Raw genomic sequence first — 17,524 nt, 5'->3', positions numbered from 1 at the left:
GGACTTTCTGAAGGACTCTCCATGAACAACATGACGGCAGCGGCAGTTGCCGAAAGGGCCCGTGCGCCCCAGGCCGCCTTACAAGTACTCCCCGACGACGGCCTGCAGGGCACGCTGGTGGGCCGCGCATGGGCGCCGCAGGGCGCGGTCCCTGGTCCCGCCGTGGTGGCACTGCGGCCCGAAGGTGTGTTCGACCTGAGCGCGCATTACCCCACCATGAGCACCTTGCTCGACACACTGGCGCCCGCCGAGGCCGCGCGTGCAGCCACCGGCCAGTACCTGTGCAGCGTGGAAGACCTGCTGGCCAACAGCCAGCCCGGCGCGCGCGACACTGCGAGCCCCTGGCTGCTGGCCCCGTGCGACCTGCAGGTGGTCAAGGCCGCGGGCGTGACCTTTGCGGCCAGCCTGATCGAGCGCGTGATCGAGGAACAGGCGCGCGGCGATGCCACCCGCGCGCAGGGCCTGCGCAGCCAGGTCATCGGCCTCATCGGCGAGAACCTGGCGGACATCCGCCCCGGATCGCCCGAGGCCATGCGCCTGAAGGCGCTGCTGCAGGACAAAGGCCTGTGGTCGCAATACCTGGAGGTGGGCATCGGCCCCGACGCCGAGGTGTTCACCAAGGCGCCGGTGCTGGCCTCGGTGGGCTGCGGCGACGACATCGGCATCCGCTCCGATTCGGCCTGGAACAACCCCGAGCCCGAGGTGGTGCTGGCCGTGAACAGCCGGGGCCAGATCGTGGGCGCCACGCTGGGCAACGACGTGAACCTGCGCGACATCGAGGGCCGCAGCGCCCTGCTGCTGGGCAAGGCCAAGGACAACAACGCCTCGTGCGCCCTGGGCCCGTTCATCCGCCTGTTCGACGGCAGCTTCGGGCTGGAGCAGGTGCGCAATGAGACGGTGCACCTGCGCGTGGCGGGCGCCGACGGCTTTGAGCTGCGCGGCATCAACACCATGGCCAGCATCAGCCGCGACCCCACCGACCTGGTGGCGCAGACGCTGGCCGCGCACCAGTACCCGGATGGGTTCATGCTGTTCCTGGGCACACTGTTCGCCCCCATTGAAGACCGCGACCAGCCCGGTGGCGGCTTCACCCACCAAGTGGGCGACCTGGTATCCATCCAGAGCGCCTGGCTGGGCGGGCTGCACAACCGCGTGGCGCACAGCGAGGCGGCAGCACCCTGGCGCTTTGGCCTGCGCGCCTTCATGGCCAACCTGGCGCAGCGCGGGCTGCTGCAGGGCACCGCACTCTGAGTGAAAAAGAAAAACAGGAGACAACGATGCTCAATGCCCTCATCGACCGCGGCTGCCGCTGGATCAACCTGCTCATCGCCCTGGCGCTGGCCGTGATGGTGGCCATGGTGTTCGGCAATGTGGTGCTGCGCTATGCCTTCAACTCGGGCATCGCCATTAGCGAGGAGGTCTCGCGCTGGCTGTTCGTGTGGATCACCTTCCTGGGCGCCATCGTGGCGGTGCGCGAGCGGGGCCACCTGGGCACGGACTTTTTGCTCGCGCGCCTGCCGCCGCTGGGCCAGCGCATCTGCCTGGCCCTGAGCTACCTACTGATGCTGTGGTGCACCTGGCTGCTGTTCAGCGGCGCGCTGGCGCAGACGCGCATCAACTGGGACGTGGATGCGCCGGTGACGGGCGCGTCCATGGCCCTCTTCTACGCGTCCGGCGTGGTGTTTGCGGTGGCGGCCGGGCTGCTGCTGGCGCTGGACCTGTGGCGCATCGTGTCGGGGCAGATGCCGGACAGCGCGCTGGTGCAGATCTCCGAATCCGAAGAGCTGGCGGCGGTGGGCAGCCAGCTGCCGCACGCGGCCTCTGCACCTCCGGCCTCCCGCCCATGACGCAACCCATCGCAATCCTCTGGAGCGCGCTCCCATGACCGTCTTCATCTTCCTCGGCTCCCTGCTCGCCGCCATGGCCATCGGCGTGCCGATTGCCTACGCGCTGCTGGTGTCCGGCGTCGCCCTCATGTGGCACCTGGACCTGTTTGATGCCCAGATCCTGGCGCAGAACGTCATCAATGGCGCGGACAGCTTTCCGCTGCTGGCCGTGCCCTTCTTCATGCTGGCGGGCGAGATCATGAATGTGGGCGGGCTGTCGCAGCGCATCGTCAGGCTCGCACTCACGCTGGTGGGGCACCGGCGCGGCGGGCTGGGCTTCGTGGCCATCCTGGCCGCATGCATGCTGGCGGCACTGTCGGGCTCTGCCGTCGCCGATACCGCGGCATTGGCGGCCCTGCTGCTGCCCATGATGGTGAAGGCCGGGCATGACAAGGCGCGCGCCGGCGGGCTGATTGCTTCGGCCGGCATCATCGCGCCAGTCATCCCGCCCTCCATCGGCTTCGTGGTGTTTGGCGTGGCGGCCAACGTGTCGATCAGCAAGCTGTTTTTGGCGGGCATCGTGCCCGGGCTGCTGATGGGGCTGTCCATCGCGGTCACCTGGTACTGGGTCTCCCAGCGCGAAAACGTCACGCCTCCGCCCAGGGCCTCCACGGCCGAGAAGCTGCAAGCGCTCAAGGAATCGACCTGGGCGCTGTTCCTGCCGGTCATCGTGATCGTGGGCCTGAAGATGGGCGTCTTCACGCCCACCGAGGCAGCGGCCGTGGCCGCCGTCTATGCCCTGTTCGTTGCCACGGTGGTTTACCGCGAGCTGCACTGGCGCCAACTGGCCGAGGTGTTCACCAGCGCCGCCAAAACCACGGCGGTGATCATGTTCCTGGTGGCGGCCGCCATGGTCAGTGCCTGGCTCATCACCGTGGCGGACATTCCGCGCCAACTGGTGGCCCTGCTCAAGCCGCTGATGGAACACCCCACGCTGCTGCTCGTCGCCATCATGGTGCTGGTGATGGCCGTGGGCACGGCCATGGACATGACGCCCACCATCCTCATCCTCACGCCCGTGCTGATGCCGGTGGTCAAGGCCGCGGGCATCGACCCGGTCTACTTCGGCGTGCTGTTCATCATCAACAACGCCATCGGGCTCATCACCCCGCCCGTGGGCACCGTTCTGAACGTGGTGGCGGGCGTGGGCAAGATGCGCATGGACGACGTGACGCGGGGCGTCATCCCGTTCATGGTGGCGCAGTTTGCGGTGATGTTCCTGATGGTGCTGTTCCCGTCCATCGTGCTGGTGCCGATGCGGTGGTTCACCGGCTGACCCGCATTTCAGGTCTTTTTGGCCTGTAGCGCTTGCGCAGCAAGCGCAAGCAGCTATCAAAACAGGAGTCCTCCGCCGCGCGGCAGGGGACTCCGGTGAAGCAGCAATGCCTCAGTTCGCCACCGTGAAGCGCTTTTGCACGTGGCGCGGCGTTTCCAGCTCGTCCACGATGGCCACGGCCAGGTCGGCCACGCTGATGCTGCCGGGCTGTTCGCCGTTCATCAGCGGTGCTTCGTCGCCCAGGCGGTACTGGCCCGTGCGCTCGCCAGGCTGCAGCAGGATAGGGGGCGAGAGGAAGGTCCAGTCCAGCGCGTTCTCGGTGCGGATCCAGTTCAGCGCCTCGCGGGCGGCGAGCGCCCCTTGCTTCCATTCGGCCGGGAACTGGGGCGTGTCCACCAGCTGCACGCCGGGCGCCACGAACAGGCTGCCCGCGCCGCCCACCATCAGGAAGCGGCGCACTCCGGCGGCCTTGCTGCCGTCGATGATGGCGCGCGTGCCTTTCAGAAACTGGTCGTGGATGTCCGGCACCGTCCAGCCAGGGTTGTAAGCGCTGACCACCGCGTCGTGGCCCGCGGCGGCCCGGGCCACCTGGGCGGCGTCCTGTGCGTCGGCGGCCACCACCGTCAGGCCCTCGCGGGGCGCCAGCTTGGCCGGGTTGCGGGCCAGCACCGTGACGCGGTGGCCGCGTTGCAGCAGTTCGTTGAGCACGGCGGAGCCGACGAAGCCGGTGGCGCCAATCAGGGCGATGTTCATACCGAGGTCCTTGGGGTTGAAGTTGCGATGCAGTGAGAATAGGAGCTTGTCAAACCGCCCGGTAGAGGCCTGAAAACACCTTTTCTTTGAAGTGGTGCTTCACAATCGACCCCATGGATGACCTCAAACGCATGGCCGTGCTGGCCGCCGTGGTACAGCACGGATCGATGAGCGGCGCCGCGCGCGCCCTGGGCATGAGCACTTCGGCGGTGAGCCAGCACGTGCGCCAGCTGGAGCGCGACGGCGGCGTGACGCTGCTGCACCGCTCCACCCGCAAGCTGGCGCTCACCGAGGCGGGCCAGCGCTACCACGCGCGCTGCGCCGCGATGTGGGCGGCGGCCGAGCAGGCGCGGGCGGAGCTGGCGGCCTCGCGCGATGCGCCCAGCGGCGAGCTGCGCCTGTCCGCCACCGTGGGCTTTGCGCGCCACATTGCACCCGCGCTGGGGGAACTGCTGGCGGCGCACCCGGCGCTGCGCCTGCGGCTGCTGGTGGACGATGCGCCCATCGACCTCATCAACGCCCGCATCGACCTGGCCGTGCGCTACGGGCGGCTCCCGGATTCCACCTGGGCCGCGCGGCGGCTGGGCGGCATGCAGTGGTACCTGTGCGCATCGCCGGGCTGGGTGGATGCGCACGGCCTGCCCCGCGACCCCGATGCGCTGCTGGCCCACAGCTGGCTGGGCTTTGCGCGCGAGAGCGGCGGCCTGCTGGTCGACCTGCGCAGCCCCGCTGGCGAGCCGCGCGCGCTGCGGGTGGAGCCGCGCATTGCCAGCAACAACCAGCTGTCCATCCAGCAGATGTGCGAGGCCGGCCTGGGGCTGGCGCTGGTGGGCAGCATGGATTCGCACGACGCGCTGCGGGCCGGGCGGCTGGTACGCCTGCTGCCTGAGTGGTCTTTCGGCACGCTGGACATCTGGGCCGTGACGCCGCAGCGGGATGCACAGCCCGCCAAGGTGCGGCAGGCCATCGCAGCCCTGCAGGGCTATTTGCGCGCGCTGCCGGGCGTGACGGACTGATGAAACCCCGCAAAACCGGCCCAGCCGGGCTGTGACGACTTCGCCACGCCGGGCATGTTGCAGTGCGGGATTCGGGTATTGCCTGAAAATTTAGACCCCTGTCCGCGGCGTTCTCAACCTAAAATTTGTAAACACGCGTATCTTTTTTTCAGGCGCGAAGGATTCACCATGAAAGCAGTGCAGCAGGACATCGACGAGCGGACCAATCTCACCAGCACCAACAAGTTCGAGCTGCTGCTGTTTCGCCTGGGTACGGACAACGCCCTGGGCAAGTCCGAGCTGTTTGGCATCAACGTGTTCAAGATCCGCGAGATCGTGGCGATGCCCAGCATCACCCCCATCGCGGGCACCATGCCCCACTCGCTGGGGGTGGTCAACCTGCGCGGGCAGGTGATCCCCGTGCTGGACCTGCCCTCCATCGTGGGCTGCAAGCCCCAGACCGGCCTGAACATCATGCTGGTGACGGAATACGCCCGCACCACGCAGGCTTTCGCGGTGGAATCGGTGGAAGACATCGTGCGGCTGGACTGGAAGCAGGTGCTGTCGGCCGAGACCAGCGGCGCGAAGGGCAAGCTGGTCACCAGCATTGCCCGGCTGGATGGCAACACCGACGAGTCGCGGCTGGCCCAGGTGCTGGATGTGGAAGCCATCCTGCAGATGGTGTCCCCCTCGGACGGCCACGAAGTCACCGAGGAAAAGGTGGGCGCCAAGCTCAAGCTCAAGCCCGGCTGTATCGTGCTGGCGGCCGACGACTCGTTCGTGGCCCGCTCGCTGATCGAGCAGGAGCTCAAGGTGCTGAACGCCCCGTACGAGATGGTGAAATCCGGCAAGGAAGCCTGGGACCGCCTCAACGCCATCGCCAAGAGCGCCGAGGCCGAGGGCAAGACCGTGCTCGACCGCGTGGCCATGGTGCTGACCGACCTGGAAATGCCCGAGATGGACGGCTTCACCCTCACGCGCAACATCAAGCAGGACGCCCGCTTCCAGGGGCTGCCGGTGGTCATCCACTCGTCCCTGTCGGGCTCGGCCAACGAGGACCATGTGCGCAGCGTGGGCGCCGATGGCTACGTGGCCAAGTTTGTCGCCGAAGACCTGGCGGACACCATCCGCCGCGTGCTGCCCAAGTAAGCCGGCCGCTGGATCAGGCCTGCAAATGCCACCCAGGCCTTATCCATCTAGCGCAAGCAGCTATTAATTTAATAGCATTTGCATGCGTGGCCGCCCCCCAGACGGGGCGGTTCGGCATGCGCGCGGGGCGCTGTCCTACTGCGGCGATCGGCCTGCAGGTCAACCAAAACGCCCGGTGGGGCGCTACAGTGAAGACCAGCCTGCCCAGAAAGATGTAACGCCCTGCCGGCGTGCTTTTCGCGGGCTTTACGCACGGGTTGGAACAGCCCGCGCTCTGCCGAGGTCTTACCCGCATGAACACTCTTATCGCCCGCCTTCTCGCCATCGCGGCCCTGGGCACCGCCGTCACAGGTTGCGCCACCGTGCCGGGCGACGCCTACTACGAGCCCGCGCCGTACCAGGTGTACGAGCAGCCGGGCTACATCTACAACGCTCCCCCGGTGTACTCCGCTCCGCCCGTCTACGGCGCCCCGCCGCCGGCCACCATTTACTTTGGCGGACGTGACCGGGGAGACGACCGCTGGGAACGCGACCGCAACCGCAACGACTGGCGCGAACGCGAACGCTGGGAACGGGAACGGGAGCGCCAGGCCCGGGAACGCGAGCGTGAACGGGAAGCCCGGGACCGCGACCGCGCGCGCCGGGACCAGGAGGCACGCGAGGCCGAACGGCGCCAGCGCGACCGCGCCCAGGCTTTGCGCGAGCAGGCCGAGCGGGACCGGTTCCAGCGCGACAACCGGCCCGGCCGCCTCGCGCCCGACAGCTACACGCCCAGCCCCTACGACTGGCGTTCGCGCCAGCAATCCAACAGCCCGGACAAGCCCTGATCCGGCCCGCCGCCGGAGGAGACGAGGGAGATGCGCACACCGTTGCCACGCCGCTGGCTTGTTGCGTCCGCAGGCCTGCTGGCCTGCACGCTGGCCGCCCTGCCGGCCGCCGGCCACGCCCAGGTGGTGCGCTGCACCGATGCGCGCACCGGCAAGGTGACTTACACCGACGGCCAGTGCGCGGCCGGGGCCGCCGCGCACGAGGTGGAAGCCCGCAAGACGCCCGAAGAAGTCCAGCAGGAACGTGAGCTGGCGGCGCAGGCCCTGGAGCGCAAGCAGGAACGGCTGCAGGCCGAAACCGCGGCCGCAGACGCCCAGGCCCGCCGGGATGCCGAGCGGGCACGTGCCGCAGCCACGCCCGCAGCCCAGGACTACGCCCGCTCGCCGGAGTGCGCCCGGTCGCGGCGCAACCTGGACTTGCTGGCGGCGGACTCGTCACGCTCCACCTACGAGCAGCAGCAGCGCCTGGAAGCCGCCCAGCGGCAGATGGACCTGGACTGCCTGGGACCGCAAGGCTATGCCGAGGTCGAAAAGGCCCGCGCCCTGCAGCCGCGGGTGGTGGTCGTGCCCCCGTCGCGGCGTTCGCCGCTGTTTCCCGAAGCGTTTCCGCCGCCGGGCCCGCGCCCTGCCCCGCCGCGCCTGGTCGAATGCGGGGACTTCCGATGCACCGACAACCAGGGCAACACCTACCCCCGCACGGGCCCGGGGCGGTTCCCCGGCCCTGGTGGCGTGTGCCGCTCCAACGGCGGGCAGGCCCCCTGCTGAGCCGCGCTCGACAGGCCTTCTCGCACGGTGGGGTAGCGCAGGGGCACGCGCAGCTCCTGCTGCAGCCGCCGGGTGTCCAGCCGGCGTGATTCGCTCATGAAGCTCAGCAGCATCAGCGACAGCTGGCGGTGCGCCTCGCTGCGCGGCACCCGGGGCGGCCGGGGCAGCCCGTACAAGTCCGCCGCCAGATCGAAATAGTCGCCCATCTTCAGCTCGGTGGCGTCGCTGACGTTGTACGCCCGCTGCGGCCGGCCGCGCCACAGTGCGGCCAGGCAGGCACGGGCCAGGTCGTCCGCGTGGATGTGGTTCGTGAACACGTCATCCTCGGCGGTCAGCACGGGCGTGCCACGGCGCAGGCGCGCCTCGGGCGTGCCGCCTTCGCGGTCGGGCGCATAGATGCCGGGAATGCGCAGCACGCTGGCGCGCACGCCTGCGCGGCCCAGGTGCCGCACGGCGGCCTCGGCATTCACGCGGCGCTGGGCCCGGGGCGTGGCGGGCGCCACGGCCCGGGTTTCCGGCACCCAGGCCCCCTGGCAGTCGCCGTACACGCCGCTGGTGGAGGCATACGCCAGCGATAGCGGCAGGCTGCGCAGGCGCAGCGCCCGCGCCAGCGCCACGGTGCGCGGATCCAGCCACCACGCGCTGCCCCCGGCGCCCTCGCCCGGCGGTGGCGCCAGATGCAGCACCCGGGTGGCCACGCCCGAGAGCCTGCGCAGCGTGCTGGCATCGTCAAGATTGCCCACCAGCGGCCGCGCGCCCTGGGCGCGCAGCTGCGGCCTGCGCTGCGCGCTGGAGGTCAGCGCCAGCACCTGCAGGCGGCCCGCGCCCGGCCCGGATTGCAGGAGGCGCAGCACGCGTTGACCCACGTCACCGCACCCCACGATCAGCAGGCGTTCACGGCGAAAGCGCGCGGGCAGGGCTCCGAGGGGGGTGGCGATTGAGGGCAAAATCGGGTCCGTTTGCTTGTTTTGATAGACGACTCCAAGGATACCCACAACATGACCAGCGCCGAGGCTGCCACCGCCACCACCGCAGCGTTCCAGATCACCGTGCAGCCCAGCGGCCGCTCGTTCAGCGCCGGGGCGGGCGAAGCCCTCCTGGCCGCCGCCATCCGCAATGGCGTGGGGCTTCCGTACGGCTGCAAGGACGGCGCCTGCGGCTCGTGCAAGTGCAAGAAGCTCAGCGGCACCGTGCTGCACACCGCCCACCAGTCCAAGGCCCTGTCCGCCGACGAGGAGGCCGCCGGGCTGGTGCTGACCTGCTGCGCGCAGCCGCTGTCCGACGTGGTGCTGGAGTCGCGCCAGGTGACGGATGAAAGCGCCTATCCCGTCAAGAAGATGCCCGTGCGGGTGGCCTCGCTCACCCGTGTCTCGCACGACGTGATGCAGGTGCGCCTGCAACTGCCGGCGGCCGACACCTTCCGCTACCACGCGGGGCAGTATGTGGAGTTCATCCTGCGCGACGGCGCACGCCGCGCCTACTCCATGGCCAACGCCCCCCACACCCAGACGGAGGCGCCGGGGCTGGAACTGCACATCCGCCACATGCCGGGCGGCAAGTTCACGGACCATGTGTTTGGCGCCATGAAGGAAAAGGAAATCCTGCGGGTGGAAGGGCCGTTTGGCAGCTTCTTCCTGCGCGAAGACACCGACAAGCCCATCATCCTGCTGGCCTCCGGCACGGGCTTCGCGCCCATCAAGGCACTCATCGAGCACATGCAGTTCAAGGGCATCGCGCGCCCCACGGCGCTGTACTGGGGCGGGCGGCGGCCCGCGGACCTGTACATGCACGACTGGCTGCAGGCCCGCGCCGCCGACATGCCCCACCTGCGCTACGTGCCGGTGGTGTCCAACGCCCTGCCCGAGGACGGCTGGACCGGCCGCACCGGCTTTGTGCACCAGGCGGTGCTGGACGACTTCGCGGACCTGTCGGGCCACCAGGTGTACGCCTGCGGCGCGCCCATCGTGGTGGACTCCGCCCGCACCGCCTACAGCGCACAGCGCGGCCTGCCGCCCGAAGAGTTCTACGCGGACTCGTTCACTTCCGAGGCCGACAAGCATGGGACACCCCCCTGAGGCCCTGCGGGCTTCCATGCCGCCACCTGAGGCGGCGACTCTTCGGGTCGTCCAGGCCGGGTTCGCGCCAGTTTCCACTGGTGCGGATGACGCACAGCAAGGCGGAACGCTGGCATGACCCGGCTGCGCCAGGCCCTGCGGGGCGCGGGCCCGATGGCTGCGGTGCTGGGCGTGGCCGTGGCACTGGTGCTTGGCGCAGGCGAATGGGCCGCCCGCAGCGAGCTCGACAACCAGTGGGACAACCTGCGCCGCTCGGGCGAAGTCCAGGCCCTGGCGCTGCGCGGCGTGGCCACCCGCTACAGCTACCTGCCGTTCACCGCCGCCCAGCAGCCGCTCATTGCCACGCTGCTGCACAACCCCCGTGCCGAGCTGCTGCGCAGCGCCGCCAATGCGTACCTGGAAACCGTCAATGCCAACGCGGGCTCCGACACCTTGTACGTCATGGACACCAGCGGGCTCACGGTGGCGTCGAGCAACTGGAACACGCCCGCCAGCTTCGTCCACCAGAACTACCACAACCGCCCCTATTTCCGTGACGCGATGCAGGGGCAGTCCGGCCGCTTCTACGGCGTGGGCAAGACGACCGGAGAGCCGGGGCTTTTCGCCTCGGCGCCGGTGGTGGAGAACGGCAAGGTCGTGGGCGTGGTGGCGGTGAAGGTGCGGATGCAGCCGATCGTCGACACCTGGACCCAGCTGCGCGATCCGATCTTCGTGACGGACGCGCGGGGCATCGTCTTCCTGGGCTCCGTGCCCGCCTGGCTCTACAAGACCACCCGCCCCGTGCCCGGCCAGGCCGTGCGCCAGGTGCAGTTTGACGAGCAGTACGGCCCGCAGTGGACGCCGCAGCCCGTCCCCTGGAAGACCCAACCGCAGCAAGACCCGCCAGGTGGCGAAATCACCCTGGCGCCCAGCGGCAAGCGCTACCTGGCGCTGGAAGAGCCGCTGCCCGACCTGGGCTGGACATTGACCCTCACAGCCGACAGCCGGGCCGTCGCGGCGGCGCAGCAGCAGGCCTGGGCGCTGGCCAGCCTGGCCTCGGGGCTGCTGGTGCTCGGCGCGCTCTACTGGCAGCTGCGCGAGCGGCGCCTGCAGGAAAACCGGCAGGCCCGCATCGAGCTGGAGCAGCGCGTGCAGGAGCGCACCCACGCGCTGCAGCAAGCCCACGCGTTCCGGCAGTCGATGGAAGATTCGCTGCTGGTGGGCATGCGCGCGCGCGACCTGGAGGGCCGCATCGTCTACGTGAACGCCGCGATGTGCGAGATGGTGGGCTACACGGCGGCCGAACTCATCGGCTGCCTGCCGCCCTATCCCTACTGGCATCCTGACGACCTGGAGCGGCACTGGAGCGATGTGGACACCGTGCAGGCCGGCAAGGCCTCGCCGCAGGGCCGGGAGAACCGGCTGCGGCACCGCAATGGCTCGGACGTGTACACGATGTTCTACACCGCCCGCCTCATCGACGGACACGGCCAGCACATTGGCTGGATGAGTTCGGTGGTGGACATCACCGCGCAAAAGCGCGCCGAGGAACTGCAGCAGCAGCGCGAGGCCCAGCTGCAGCGGGTGCAGCGGGTGATCACCGTGGGCGAGATGGCCTCCACCCTGGCGCACGAGCTCAACCAGCCCCTGGCCGCGCTGGTCAACTACGCGGCGGCGGCCCGTGCCGTGTCCGTGCAGGCGCAGCCACAGCTGCTGCAGGACACGCTGGCCGCCCTCTCGGCCCAGGCTTTGCGCGCGGCCGACATCGTGGGCCGCATCCGCCACTGGGTGCGCCAGCAGCCCGCGTCCCGCGAACCCTGCGACCTCAATGCCACCGTGGAGCAATCGCTCAGCCTGCTCCTGCGGGCCGAGGCCCGGCGCCACGGCGTGCCCGTGCGGCTGGCGCTGGCCGCCGAACCCGTGCGCGTCAGCGCCGACCGGGTGCTGCTGGAGCAGGTGGTGCTGAACCTGGGGCTCAACGCGCTGCAGGCCATGCAGTCGCAGCAGCCGCCCGCCCCGGGGCGCGAACTGCTCCTGCGCACGGCCACCGAGGCCGGCCGCGCATCCCTGCAGGTGCTGGACCGGGGCCCGGGCCTGCCGCCCGAAATCGCCGAACGCCTCTTCGAGCCGTTCTTCACCACTCGCTCCGACGGCCTGGGCCTGGGCCTGAACATCTGCCGCTCCATCGTGGAAAGCATGGGCGGCGAACTGCTGGCCCGCAACCGGGACGGAGGTGGCGCGGTGTTTGAAATCCGGCTTCCCAGCCTTGCTTCCTCGCCATGACCGACAGCCACCTGCCCCCCGAACCCCTGCGCGTCTACATCGTTGACGATGACGAGGGCGTGCGCCACTCGCTGGCGGCCCTGCTGCTGGCGGGCGGGCACGACGCCCATCCGCTGGCCAGCGGCGCGGAGTTCCTCGCGCAAGCTGACCTGGACCACCCGGGCTGCGTGCTGCTGGACCTGCGCATGGACGGCATGAGCGGCCTGCAGGTGTTTGAAGCCCTGCAGCAGCGCGGCACCGTGCTCAAGACCGTGTTCCTGTCGGCCCATGGCGAGGTCGCCTCCGCCGTGGCCGCCGTGAAACAGGGCGCGGTGGACTGGCTGGAAAAGCCCTGCGACGAAGCCACGCTGCTCGCCGCCGTGACCAAGGCCGCCCAGCTGTCGCACGCGCTGGCCGAGCGCACCCAGCGGCACAAGCTGCTGCTGGAGCGCTGGAACAGCCTGAGCCCCCGCCAGCAGGAAGTCGCCCGGGTGCTGGCCACTGGCGTGAGCAGCAAGGAAGCCGCCCGCACGCTGGCGCTGCGCAACCCCGAACGCCCCATCGACCCCCGCACCGTGGACACGCACCGCTCGGCCATCTTCCTGAAGCTGGACATTCGCTCGTCCCACGAACTGGGTCTGCTGGTGGAAGGCCTGGGCCGGCCGGACGACCCACTGCGCGCGCCCTGATCCTGCGCAACGAATCCCGCCCGCCTGTTACAGGGTTTTCGTAAGCCTTCTTACGATTTTTTTGCACAATGCAGCCATGAACCGCAGAAACATCCTCCTCCTTGCCGGCGCCGCAGCCACCGCAGCGGCTTTTTCCTCCCCTGCCGCGTTGGCGCAGGAATCGGGGCAGCCGATCCGCCTGATCGTGCCCTACGCCCCGGGCGGCCCCATCGACGTGACGGCCCGTGCGCTGGCCGAGCGGGTGCGGGAGTCTCTGGGCACGGTCATCATCGACAACAAGGGCGGCGCGGGCGGCAACATTGGCGCCGACGCGATTGCCAAGGCCGCCCCGGACGGCCTGACCATCGGCATCGCCGCCACCGCCACGCACGCGGTCAACCCCTGGCTGTACGCCAAGATGCCGTATGACGCGGGCAAGGACTTCGCGGGCATCACACAGATGGTGCGCGTGCCCAACGTGCTGGTCATGAACGCGGCCAAGGCCGAGCAGCTCAAGATCCACACCGTGGCCGACCTGATCGCCTACGCCAAGGCCAACCCCGCCAAGCTCAACTACGGCAGCGGCGGCAACGGCAGCGCCGGGCACCTGGCGGGCGAAATGTTCAAGCAGCGCGCCGGCATCTTCGCGCTGCACATCCCGTACCGCGGCGCCAACCCCGCGCAGCTGGCCCTGCTGGCGGGCGAGGTGGATTTCAACATCGACAACCTGGCCGCCGCCGCGCCCAACATCCGTGCCGGCAAGCTCAAGGCCCTGGCCGTCACCTCGCTCGACGCCTCGCCCTCACTGCCCGGCGTGCCGCCGCTGTCCGCCACGTTCAAGGGCTTTTCCATCGACACCTGGTGGGGCCTGGTGGCGCCGGCCGCCACGCCCAAGCCGGTGATCGAAAAGCTGAACAAGGCCTTCGTCGCGGCGCTGAACGCCCCCGAAACCAAGACCCGCTTCGCCGCCCTGCTGGCCGAACCGGTGGCCTCGACGCCCGCGCAGTTCGACAGCTTCATGGCGGCCGAGCGCGCCAAGTACCAGCAGGTGGTGAAGGCGTCGGGCGCGAAGGTGGATTAAAAAAATCCAAGCCCAATCGGCCTCTAGCGCGCTCCCATAAAGCGCAAGCAGCTATTTTTTTCATAGCACTCTTTCAACGGGTGCTCGCCGCCTGAGCCAGCCGAGCGACATCCCCGTGTCGCTCGCCGCGCGCCGGCTTTGCGCCCGTGTCCGCAGGCTATTTTTGAGCGGCTAGCCAGGCGCCGTCGTGCCCGGGCGTTGCCCACAAGGTGCGGCGGCAATAGCGGCGCAGCAGGTCGATCACCGTGTCGACCTGGTCCAGGGGCACCTGCAGGTGCAGGGCGCCGCCTCCAGGTCCCTGGGTGAGCAAATTCAGGGTGTAGGCGCCGTTGTATTCGTAATAGTGCACTTGCGCGACTTCGGCCCCGCAGTCCAGCAGCGGCGCGTGGCACATGGCGATGCCGTACAAATTGCCGGCTTCGGAGAAGCGCATGGATGCGAGGTCCGCCTCCAGCGCATCGACGATGCGCATGTACTCGGGGCGATAGCTGTGCCAGAGCCGCTGGCTCCACTTCTCGCGGATTTCGGCATAGCCCAGCGTGGCTTTGGGCTCGCCGCCGTACTCGCCTCTCAGATCCACCCCCCGCAGGCGCTGCGCCAGTTCCAGGGGCGATTCGCCATAGCGGCTGGGCAGTGCCGGAGCGCCGAGCAACTCATAGGCCGCCATGCATCGGTCCATGTCCGCGCCAGACTTGAGCAGCGCGGTCAGCAGGCTGTCTCCGTCGCGGGTGTAGCCCGCCTTCAGCTGCCAGGGCAGGCTCTCTCCCGCCTTGATCAGGTCGCCCTGGGACGCGCCTTCCACCACGAACTGCACCAGCGCCTCGACGCTGTCGAAGGTGCGCGTCTTCTTCTGGATCTGCGCAACCACCTTGTGCGGCAGGTAGACCTCGGTGGCCCAGTCGCTGCCCACGCTCAGGTAGCTGCCGCTGAGGTGCTTCTTGCAGAACTTGCGCAGTTGCTCGTAAAAGCCGTCGGCCACCCAGCGGCCTTCCTGCGTGAATTGGAAGCGAATGGCCTTTCCGGCATGCAAGAACTCCAGCACCACCTTGCCGCCGGCGCTCCCCTCGGCCCGCGGGCTTTCGGGGGCGAACTCTCCCTGGGTGGCCTGTGCGAATTCCTGGAGCACCCCCACGTAGTCGCCCGCCTCGGCGATGCACTTGGGGTCAAATTCGCAGATCCGCTCAGGCACCAGGTGATGGAAGATCTGGCCCAGGTGGGAGCTGTCCCAATCTTGGGGCAGGGGCTGAAAGGCGATGCCTGCCTTTTTGAGGATGGCAGCAATGGTTTGGGACGTTTGGGTCATTGAAATCAGCGTCGCTGCGCCCTCTCGCAAGCGCCAGGGGCTACTTTTTGCACAGGGTCTCGTGGAGGGTCCAGGTCATTGCCAGCGGCGCAAGCCGTGCGCGGCTGAAACGCAGGAAGGTCGGCCCCGGGGGCACCAGCCGGGCGTGGCCGTTGCAGATCAGCGCCGCCGATTCTTCGGTGCCAATGAACAACGCATCCCCGCGCTGCTCGAAAGTGAAGTTGCCGACGATGTTGATCAGCATGGTGTTCCTTGGGGTGACGTCACCCGTTCCATGTCCATCAGGCCTTTCGGGTCATCGCCCAGACTTGCTGCAGCAATACGGGCACCGCGTCGGCCACCAGATCGTCACGCAGCTGGCGCAAAAAATCCTGCCGCAGACCGGGGTCGGTACCCGGCCGGTGCGGCACCTTGCCTTTCTCGGCCATGCGCATCAGTGATTGCAAAGAGCCGAGAAAATTGCGTGGAAAGCGCTCGTAGCACCAGCCGTCCTGCGTGGAGGCCATCCAGCGGCCCTGCATCACCAGCGGCGACGCATCCAGCGTGCAGTAAAGCCATGGCAGGGCGTGCGCGTGGCGGCTGTCGTCGGCATCGGCCAGCAGCCAGGGTTCCCGGGGCTTGGCCTCGATCCATCCATTGATGCCGTACATCCAGGCATCCAGTGCCGCAGCCGACGGGGGCGCATCCATCCAGCCCAGCCAGTCCAGCAACGCCAGCTGCTCGGGAATGCCCATGCCGCTGTACAGGTGGTCGGAAGCCAGCAGCATGGACAGCGCTTCGGCGCGGTATTCATCGGCCAGCCGGGGCGATGTGTGCACGACGTCCTCATCGTCAACATAGCGCGACCGCAACTCCACGGTGCGCGCCCATTGGGCGGGTGTCTGTTCGGGATGAAAGAACAGCTCGCGGCATGCCATCCAGGTGGGCGCCGGCCCTGGCGGCCACAACACTCCGTCAAAGAACAGCGCGCGCAGCGCGGCGTGTTCCGCCTCCTCACACCAATCAAAATAATCGACCGCCTCCAAGCGACTCCACAGCTGCTCCCGGGTCAATGCATGCGTCAAGAAAAGCTCCTTTCCGTTTCGTCCAGGCTGGAATAGACGCACTCTGCGGGCGCGTCGGCACCAGCACGCCACAGCACGCGCAGGTGCAGCAGTCCTTTGCCGTCGCCGGCGGTGTAGCCCATGGGTGTGGCGCGCATGCGGCCCAGCAGGGCCTGCAGATGGCGCACCGGCAAGCCCCGGGGGGCCATGTGCTCCGGGGTGGTGCACACCAGCTCGAACACGCCGTTGAACTGCGGGTCGCTGCGCGCGCCACGCTGGATGATGCCGCGCGCCACATGGAAGGCCCAGCGCATGAGGTGGTGCGCGCCATGGCGCGCGGCCTGCTCAGCCGAAGGTGCGGCCACGCGGATGCGCAGGCCATGCCGGCCATCGGCCCCGGGTAGCGGCTCGGGCTCGCTGGCCTGTACGGGTTCTGCCTCGAACAGCGTGGGCAGTGCCGCGGAGGCTGGCGGCCAAGTGAGCAGTTGGGCACTTCCCCAATCGCCATGCCGGTCGGAGGGCACCAGCCACACCTGGCTCCAGCCCTCGACGGGTGTGCTCACGCCCATCGCCCGCCAGCCTTCAGGCAGTGGCTGCGCGGGAGCTGCGGGGCGGCCCTCTGCATCAAAACACAGCAGGTGATGGCCCGCCACCGAGACCAGATACAGGCAGGTGCCATCAGACCACAGCCAGCGCGTGCCGCCTACGGTGTCCTCGGGCAAGGTGGCCAGCGCAGTGCTGGCCACCAAGTCCTCGGTGTTGGCGCGGTAGAGGTGGTGCTCGTCCACAAAGAACCATGCGTTGCCCAACTGGCTCCAGCCACGCGGGTAGCCCCGGGGCCAAGTCAGCGTGCCCTGCAAGGCACCCGTGGCGGCGTCGCACCGAGCCCAGAACGATTGTCCCGCCGCGCCGCCGGTGCTCAGGTACACGCTGCCGCCCAGCATGAAGATATTGACCAACTCAAAGGGACTATCGCCGTCAGGCGTGCGTGGCAGCACATGCAGCACCTGCCCTTCGTCGTCGATGACCTGCCAGCCACGCCGATTGCCGGTGTAGAAGCACCCGCCCAGGCGATGCACGTGCCGGGACTGCGGCCAGTCGAGCATGCGCCCGCTGGCAGGGTGGGAGGCAAACCCCGACAGGTTGCCGTTTGCATCCGTGCGGTGGGCGACAAACCAGCCATCGGACCACGAGGCCTTCGCGCAGCGAAGGAAGTCCCTCGCCCCATCGCCTTCGCCCACGCGATAGTCCATGGTCTCACCCACCGGGCCGATGCGCCGCACTGGCACGCCATCCCCCCACGCGCCGCCGGTGCCGGGCCACTGGAGAGGGTCCGCGATCTGCAGACGCCCTTCGGTGAAGGCATGGGCAACGTCGGTCTCTGTGTAGCAGCGAGCGCCGCCCTCATCAACGTGCCACAGCAGCGTGCACAAGCTGGCGAACAGCATGGTTTCCTTCCTGG

17 protein-coding genes and 1 pseudogene are annotated in these 17,524 nt (G+C 68.8%); 12 read left to right on the top strand and 6 right to left on the bottom strand.

The annotated features are described in order from the left end of the window. Window positions 1-21 precede the first annotated feature (21 nt). From LWW96_RS12240 to LWW96_RS22215, 4 genes and pseudogenes are all read left to right on the top strand, one after another. The gene (locus LWW96_RS12240) at window positions 22-1,251 is read left to right on the top strand and encodes a fumarylacetoacetate hydrolase family protein (RefSeq protein WP_291487357.1); all 1,230 of its coding nucleotides are present in this window, start codon (window positions 22-24) and stop codon (window positions 1,249-1,251) included. 26 nt (window positions 1,252-1,277) lie between these two features. Then, window positions 1,278-1,847 carry a TRAP transporter small permease gene (locus tag LWW96_RS12235; RefSeq protein WP_291487355.1) on the top strand — a complete coding sequence of 190 codons (570 nt, stop codon included), beginning with the start codon at window positions 1,278-1,280 and terminating at the stop codon, window positions 1,845-1,847. A 34-nt stretch (window positions 1,848-1,881) separates the two neighbouring features. Beyond that, window positions 1,882-3,162 (top strand): TRAP transporter large permease subunit, encoded by a 1,281-nt coding sequence (locus LWW96_RS12230; protein WP_291487353.1) that lies wholly within the window; start codon window positions 1,882-1,884, stop codon window positions 3,160-3,162. Between the two features lie 15 nt (window positions 3,163-3,177). After that, window positions 3,178-3,261, top strand: a pseudogene (locus LWW96_RS22215) (hypothetical protein); the annotation flags it as partial. Window positions 3,262-3,273: 12 nt separating this feature from the next. Here the strand turns inward: LWW96_RS22215 and LWW96_RS12225 are convergent. Next, window positions 3,274-3,915 carry an NAD(P)-dependent oxidoreductase gene (locus tag LWW96_RS12225; RefSeq protein WP_291487351.1) on the bottom strand — a complete coding sequence of 214 codons (642 nt, stop codon included), beginning with the start codon at window positions 3,913-3,915 and terminating at the stop codon, window positions 3,274-3,276. Between the two features lie 113 nt (window positions 3,916-4,028). Between LWW96_RS12225 and LWW96_RS12220 the strand changes: the two genes are divergently transcribed. The 4 genes from LWW96_RS12220 (at window position 4,029) to LWW96_RS12205 (ending at window position 7,651) form a co-directional block, all read left to right on the top strand. Further along, window positions 4,029-4,931 carry a LysR family transcriptional regulator gene (locus LWW96_RS12220; protein ID WP_291487349.1) on the top strand — a complete coding sequence of 301 codons (903 nt, stop codon included), beginning with the start codon at window positions 4,029-4,031 and terminating at the stop codon, window positions 4,929-4,931. Window positions 4,932-5,099: 168 nt separating this feature from the next. After that, window positions 5,100-6,059, top strand: a complete 960-nt coding sequence (locus tag LWW96_RS12215; RefSeq protein ID WP_291487347.1) for a chemotaxis protein — start codon at window positions 5,100-5,102, stop codon at window positions 6,057-6,059. A gap of 293 nt (window positions 6,060-6,352) precedes the next feature. Beyond that, window positions 6,353-6,886 (top strand): hypothetical protein, encoded by a 534-nt coding sequence (locus tag LWW96_RS12210; RefSeq protein WP_291487345.1) that lies wholly within the window; start codon window positions 6,353-6,355, stop codon window positions 6,884-6,886. 30 nt (window positions 6,887-6,916) lie between these two features. After that, window positions 6,917-7,651: a DUF4124 domain-containing protein gene (locus LWW96_RS12205; protein WP_291487343.1), complete on the top strand. Its 735-nt coding sequence runs from the start codon at window positions 6,917-6,919 to the stop codon at window positions 7,649-7,651. Here LWW96_RS12205 and LWW96_RS12200 read toward each other — a convergent pair. Beyond that, a complete protein-coding gene (locus LWW96_RS12200) occupies window positions 7,573-8,598 on the bottom strand; it encodes an NAD-dependent epimerase/dehydratase family protein (protein ID WP_291487341.1) in 1,026 nt (341 codons plus the stop codon). The two genes, LWW96_RS12205 and LWW96_RS12200, sit on opposite strands and share 79 nt — an antisense overlap. A 51-nt stretch (window positions 8,599-8,649) precedes the next feature. On the opposite strand from LWW96_RS12200, the gene LWW96_RS12195 reads away from it, so the two are divergent. The 4 genes from LWW96_RS12195 (at window position 8,650) to LWW96_RS12180 (ending at window position 13,716) form a co-directional block, all read left to right on the top strand. Beyond that, complete coding sequence (locus LWW96_RS12195; RefSeq protein ID WP_291487339.1) at window positions 8,650-9,726, top strand: CDP-6-deoxy-delta-3,4-glucoseen reductase; 1,077 nt, start codon at window positions 8,650-8,652, stop codon at window positions 9,724-9,726. Between the two features lie 114 nt (window positions 9,727-9,840). After that, window positions 9,841-11,988, top strand: coding sequence for an ATP-binding protein (locus tag LWW96_RS12190; protein WP_291487337.1), 2,148 nt, complete (start codon window positions 9,841-9,843; stop codon window positions 11,986-11,988). Then, window positions 11,985-12,656, top strand: a complete 672-nt coding sequence (locus tag LWW96_RS12185) for a response regulator (protein ID WP_291487335.1) — start codon at window positions 11,985-11,987, stop codon at window positions 12,654-12,656. The genes LWW96_RS12190 and LWW96_RS12185 overlap by 4 nt, the downstream gene beginning before the upstream one ends. Before the next feature lie 76 nt (window positions 12,657-12,732). Next, window positions 12,733-13,716: a tripartite tricarboxylate transporter substrate binding protein gene (locus LWW96_RS12180; RefSeq protein ID WP_291487333.1), complete on the top strand. Its 984-nt coding sequence runs from the start codon at window positions 12,733-12,735 to the stop codon at window positions 13,714-13,716. A 157-nt stretch (window positions 13,717-13,873) separates the two neighbouring features. On the opposite strand, the gene LWW96_RS12175 is transcribed toward LWW96_RS12180, so the two are convergent. The 4 genes from LWW96_RS12175 to LWW96_RS12160 are packed head-to-tail and all read right to left on the bottom strand — an operon-like array spanning window position 13,874 to window position 17,510. Then, window positions 13,874-15,019, bottom strand: coding sequence for a hypothetical protein (locus LWW96_RS12175; protein WP_291487331.1), 1,146 nt, complete (start codon window positions 15,017-15,019; stop codon window positions 13,874-13,876). A gap of 40 nt (window positions 15,020-15,059) precedes the next feature. Continuing rightward, complete coding sequence (locus tag LWW96_RS12170; RefSeq protein ID WP_291487329.1) at window positions 15,060-15,263, bottom strand: hypothetical protein; 204 nt, start codon at window positions 15,261-15,263, stop codon at window positions 15,060-15,062. A 37-nt stretch (window positions 15,264-15,300) separates the two neighbouring features. Next, window positions 15,301-16,083 carry a hypothetical protein gene (locus LWW96_RS12165; RefSeq protein WP_291487328.1) on the bottom strand — a complete coding sequence of 261 codons (783 nt, stop codon included), beginning with the start codon at window positions 16,081-16,083 and terminating at the stop codon, window positions 15,301-15,303. Continuing rightward, entirely contained in the window at window positions 16,080-17,510 is a 1,431-nt protein-coding gene (locus LWW96_RS12160; protein ID WP_291487327.1) for a hypothetical protein, read from the bottom strand. The genes LWW96_RS12165 and LWW96_RS12160 overlap by 4 nt, the downstream gene beginning before the upstream one ends. Window positions 17,511-17,524: the final 14 nt, after the last annotated feature.

It is taken from the genome of Acidovorax sp., from assembly GCF_021287135.1.
Lineage (GTDB): Bacteria > Pseudomonadota > Gammaproteobacteria > Burkholderiales > Burkholderiaceae_C > Acidovorax.
The sequence above is the reverse complement of the archived record's forward strand: the minus strand, read 5'-3'. Positions and strand labels throughout refer to the sequence as shown.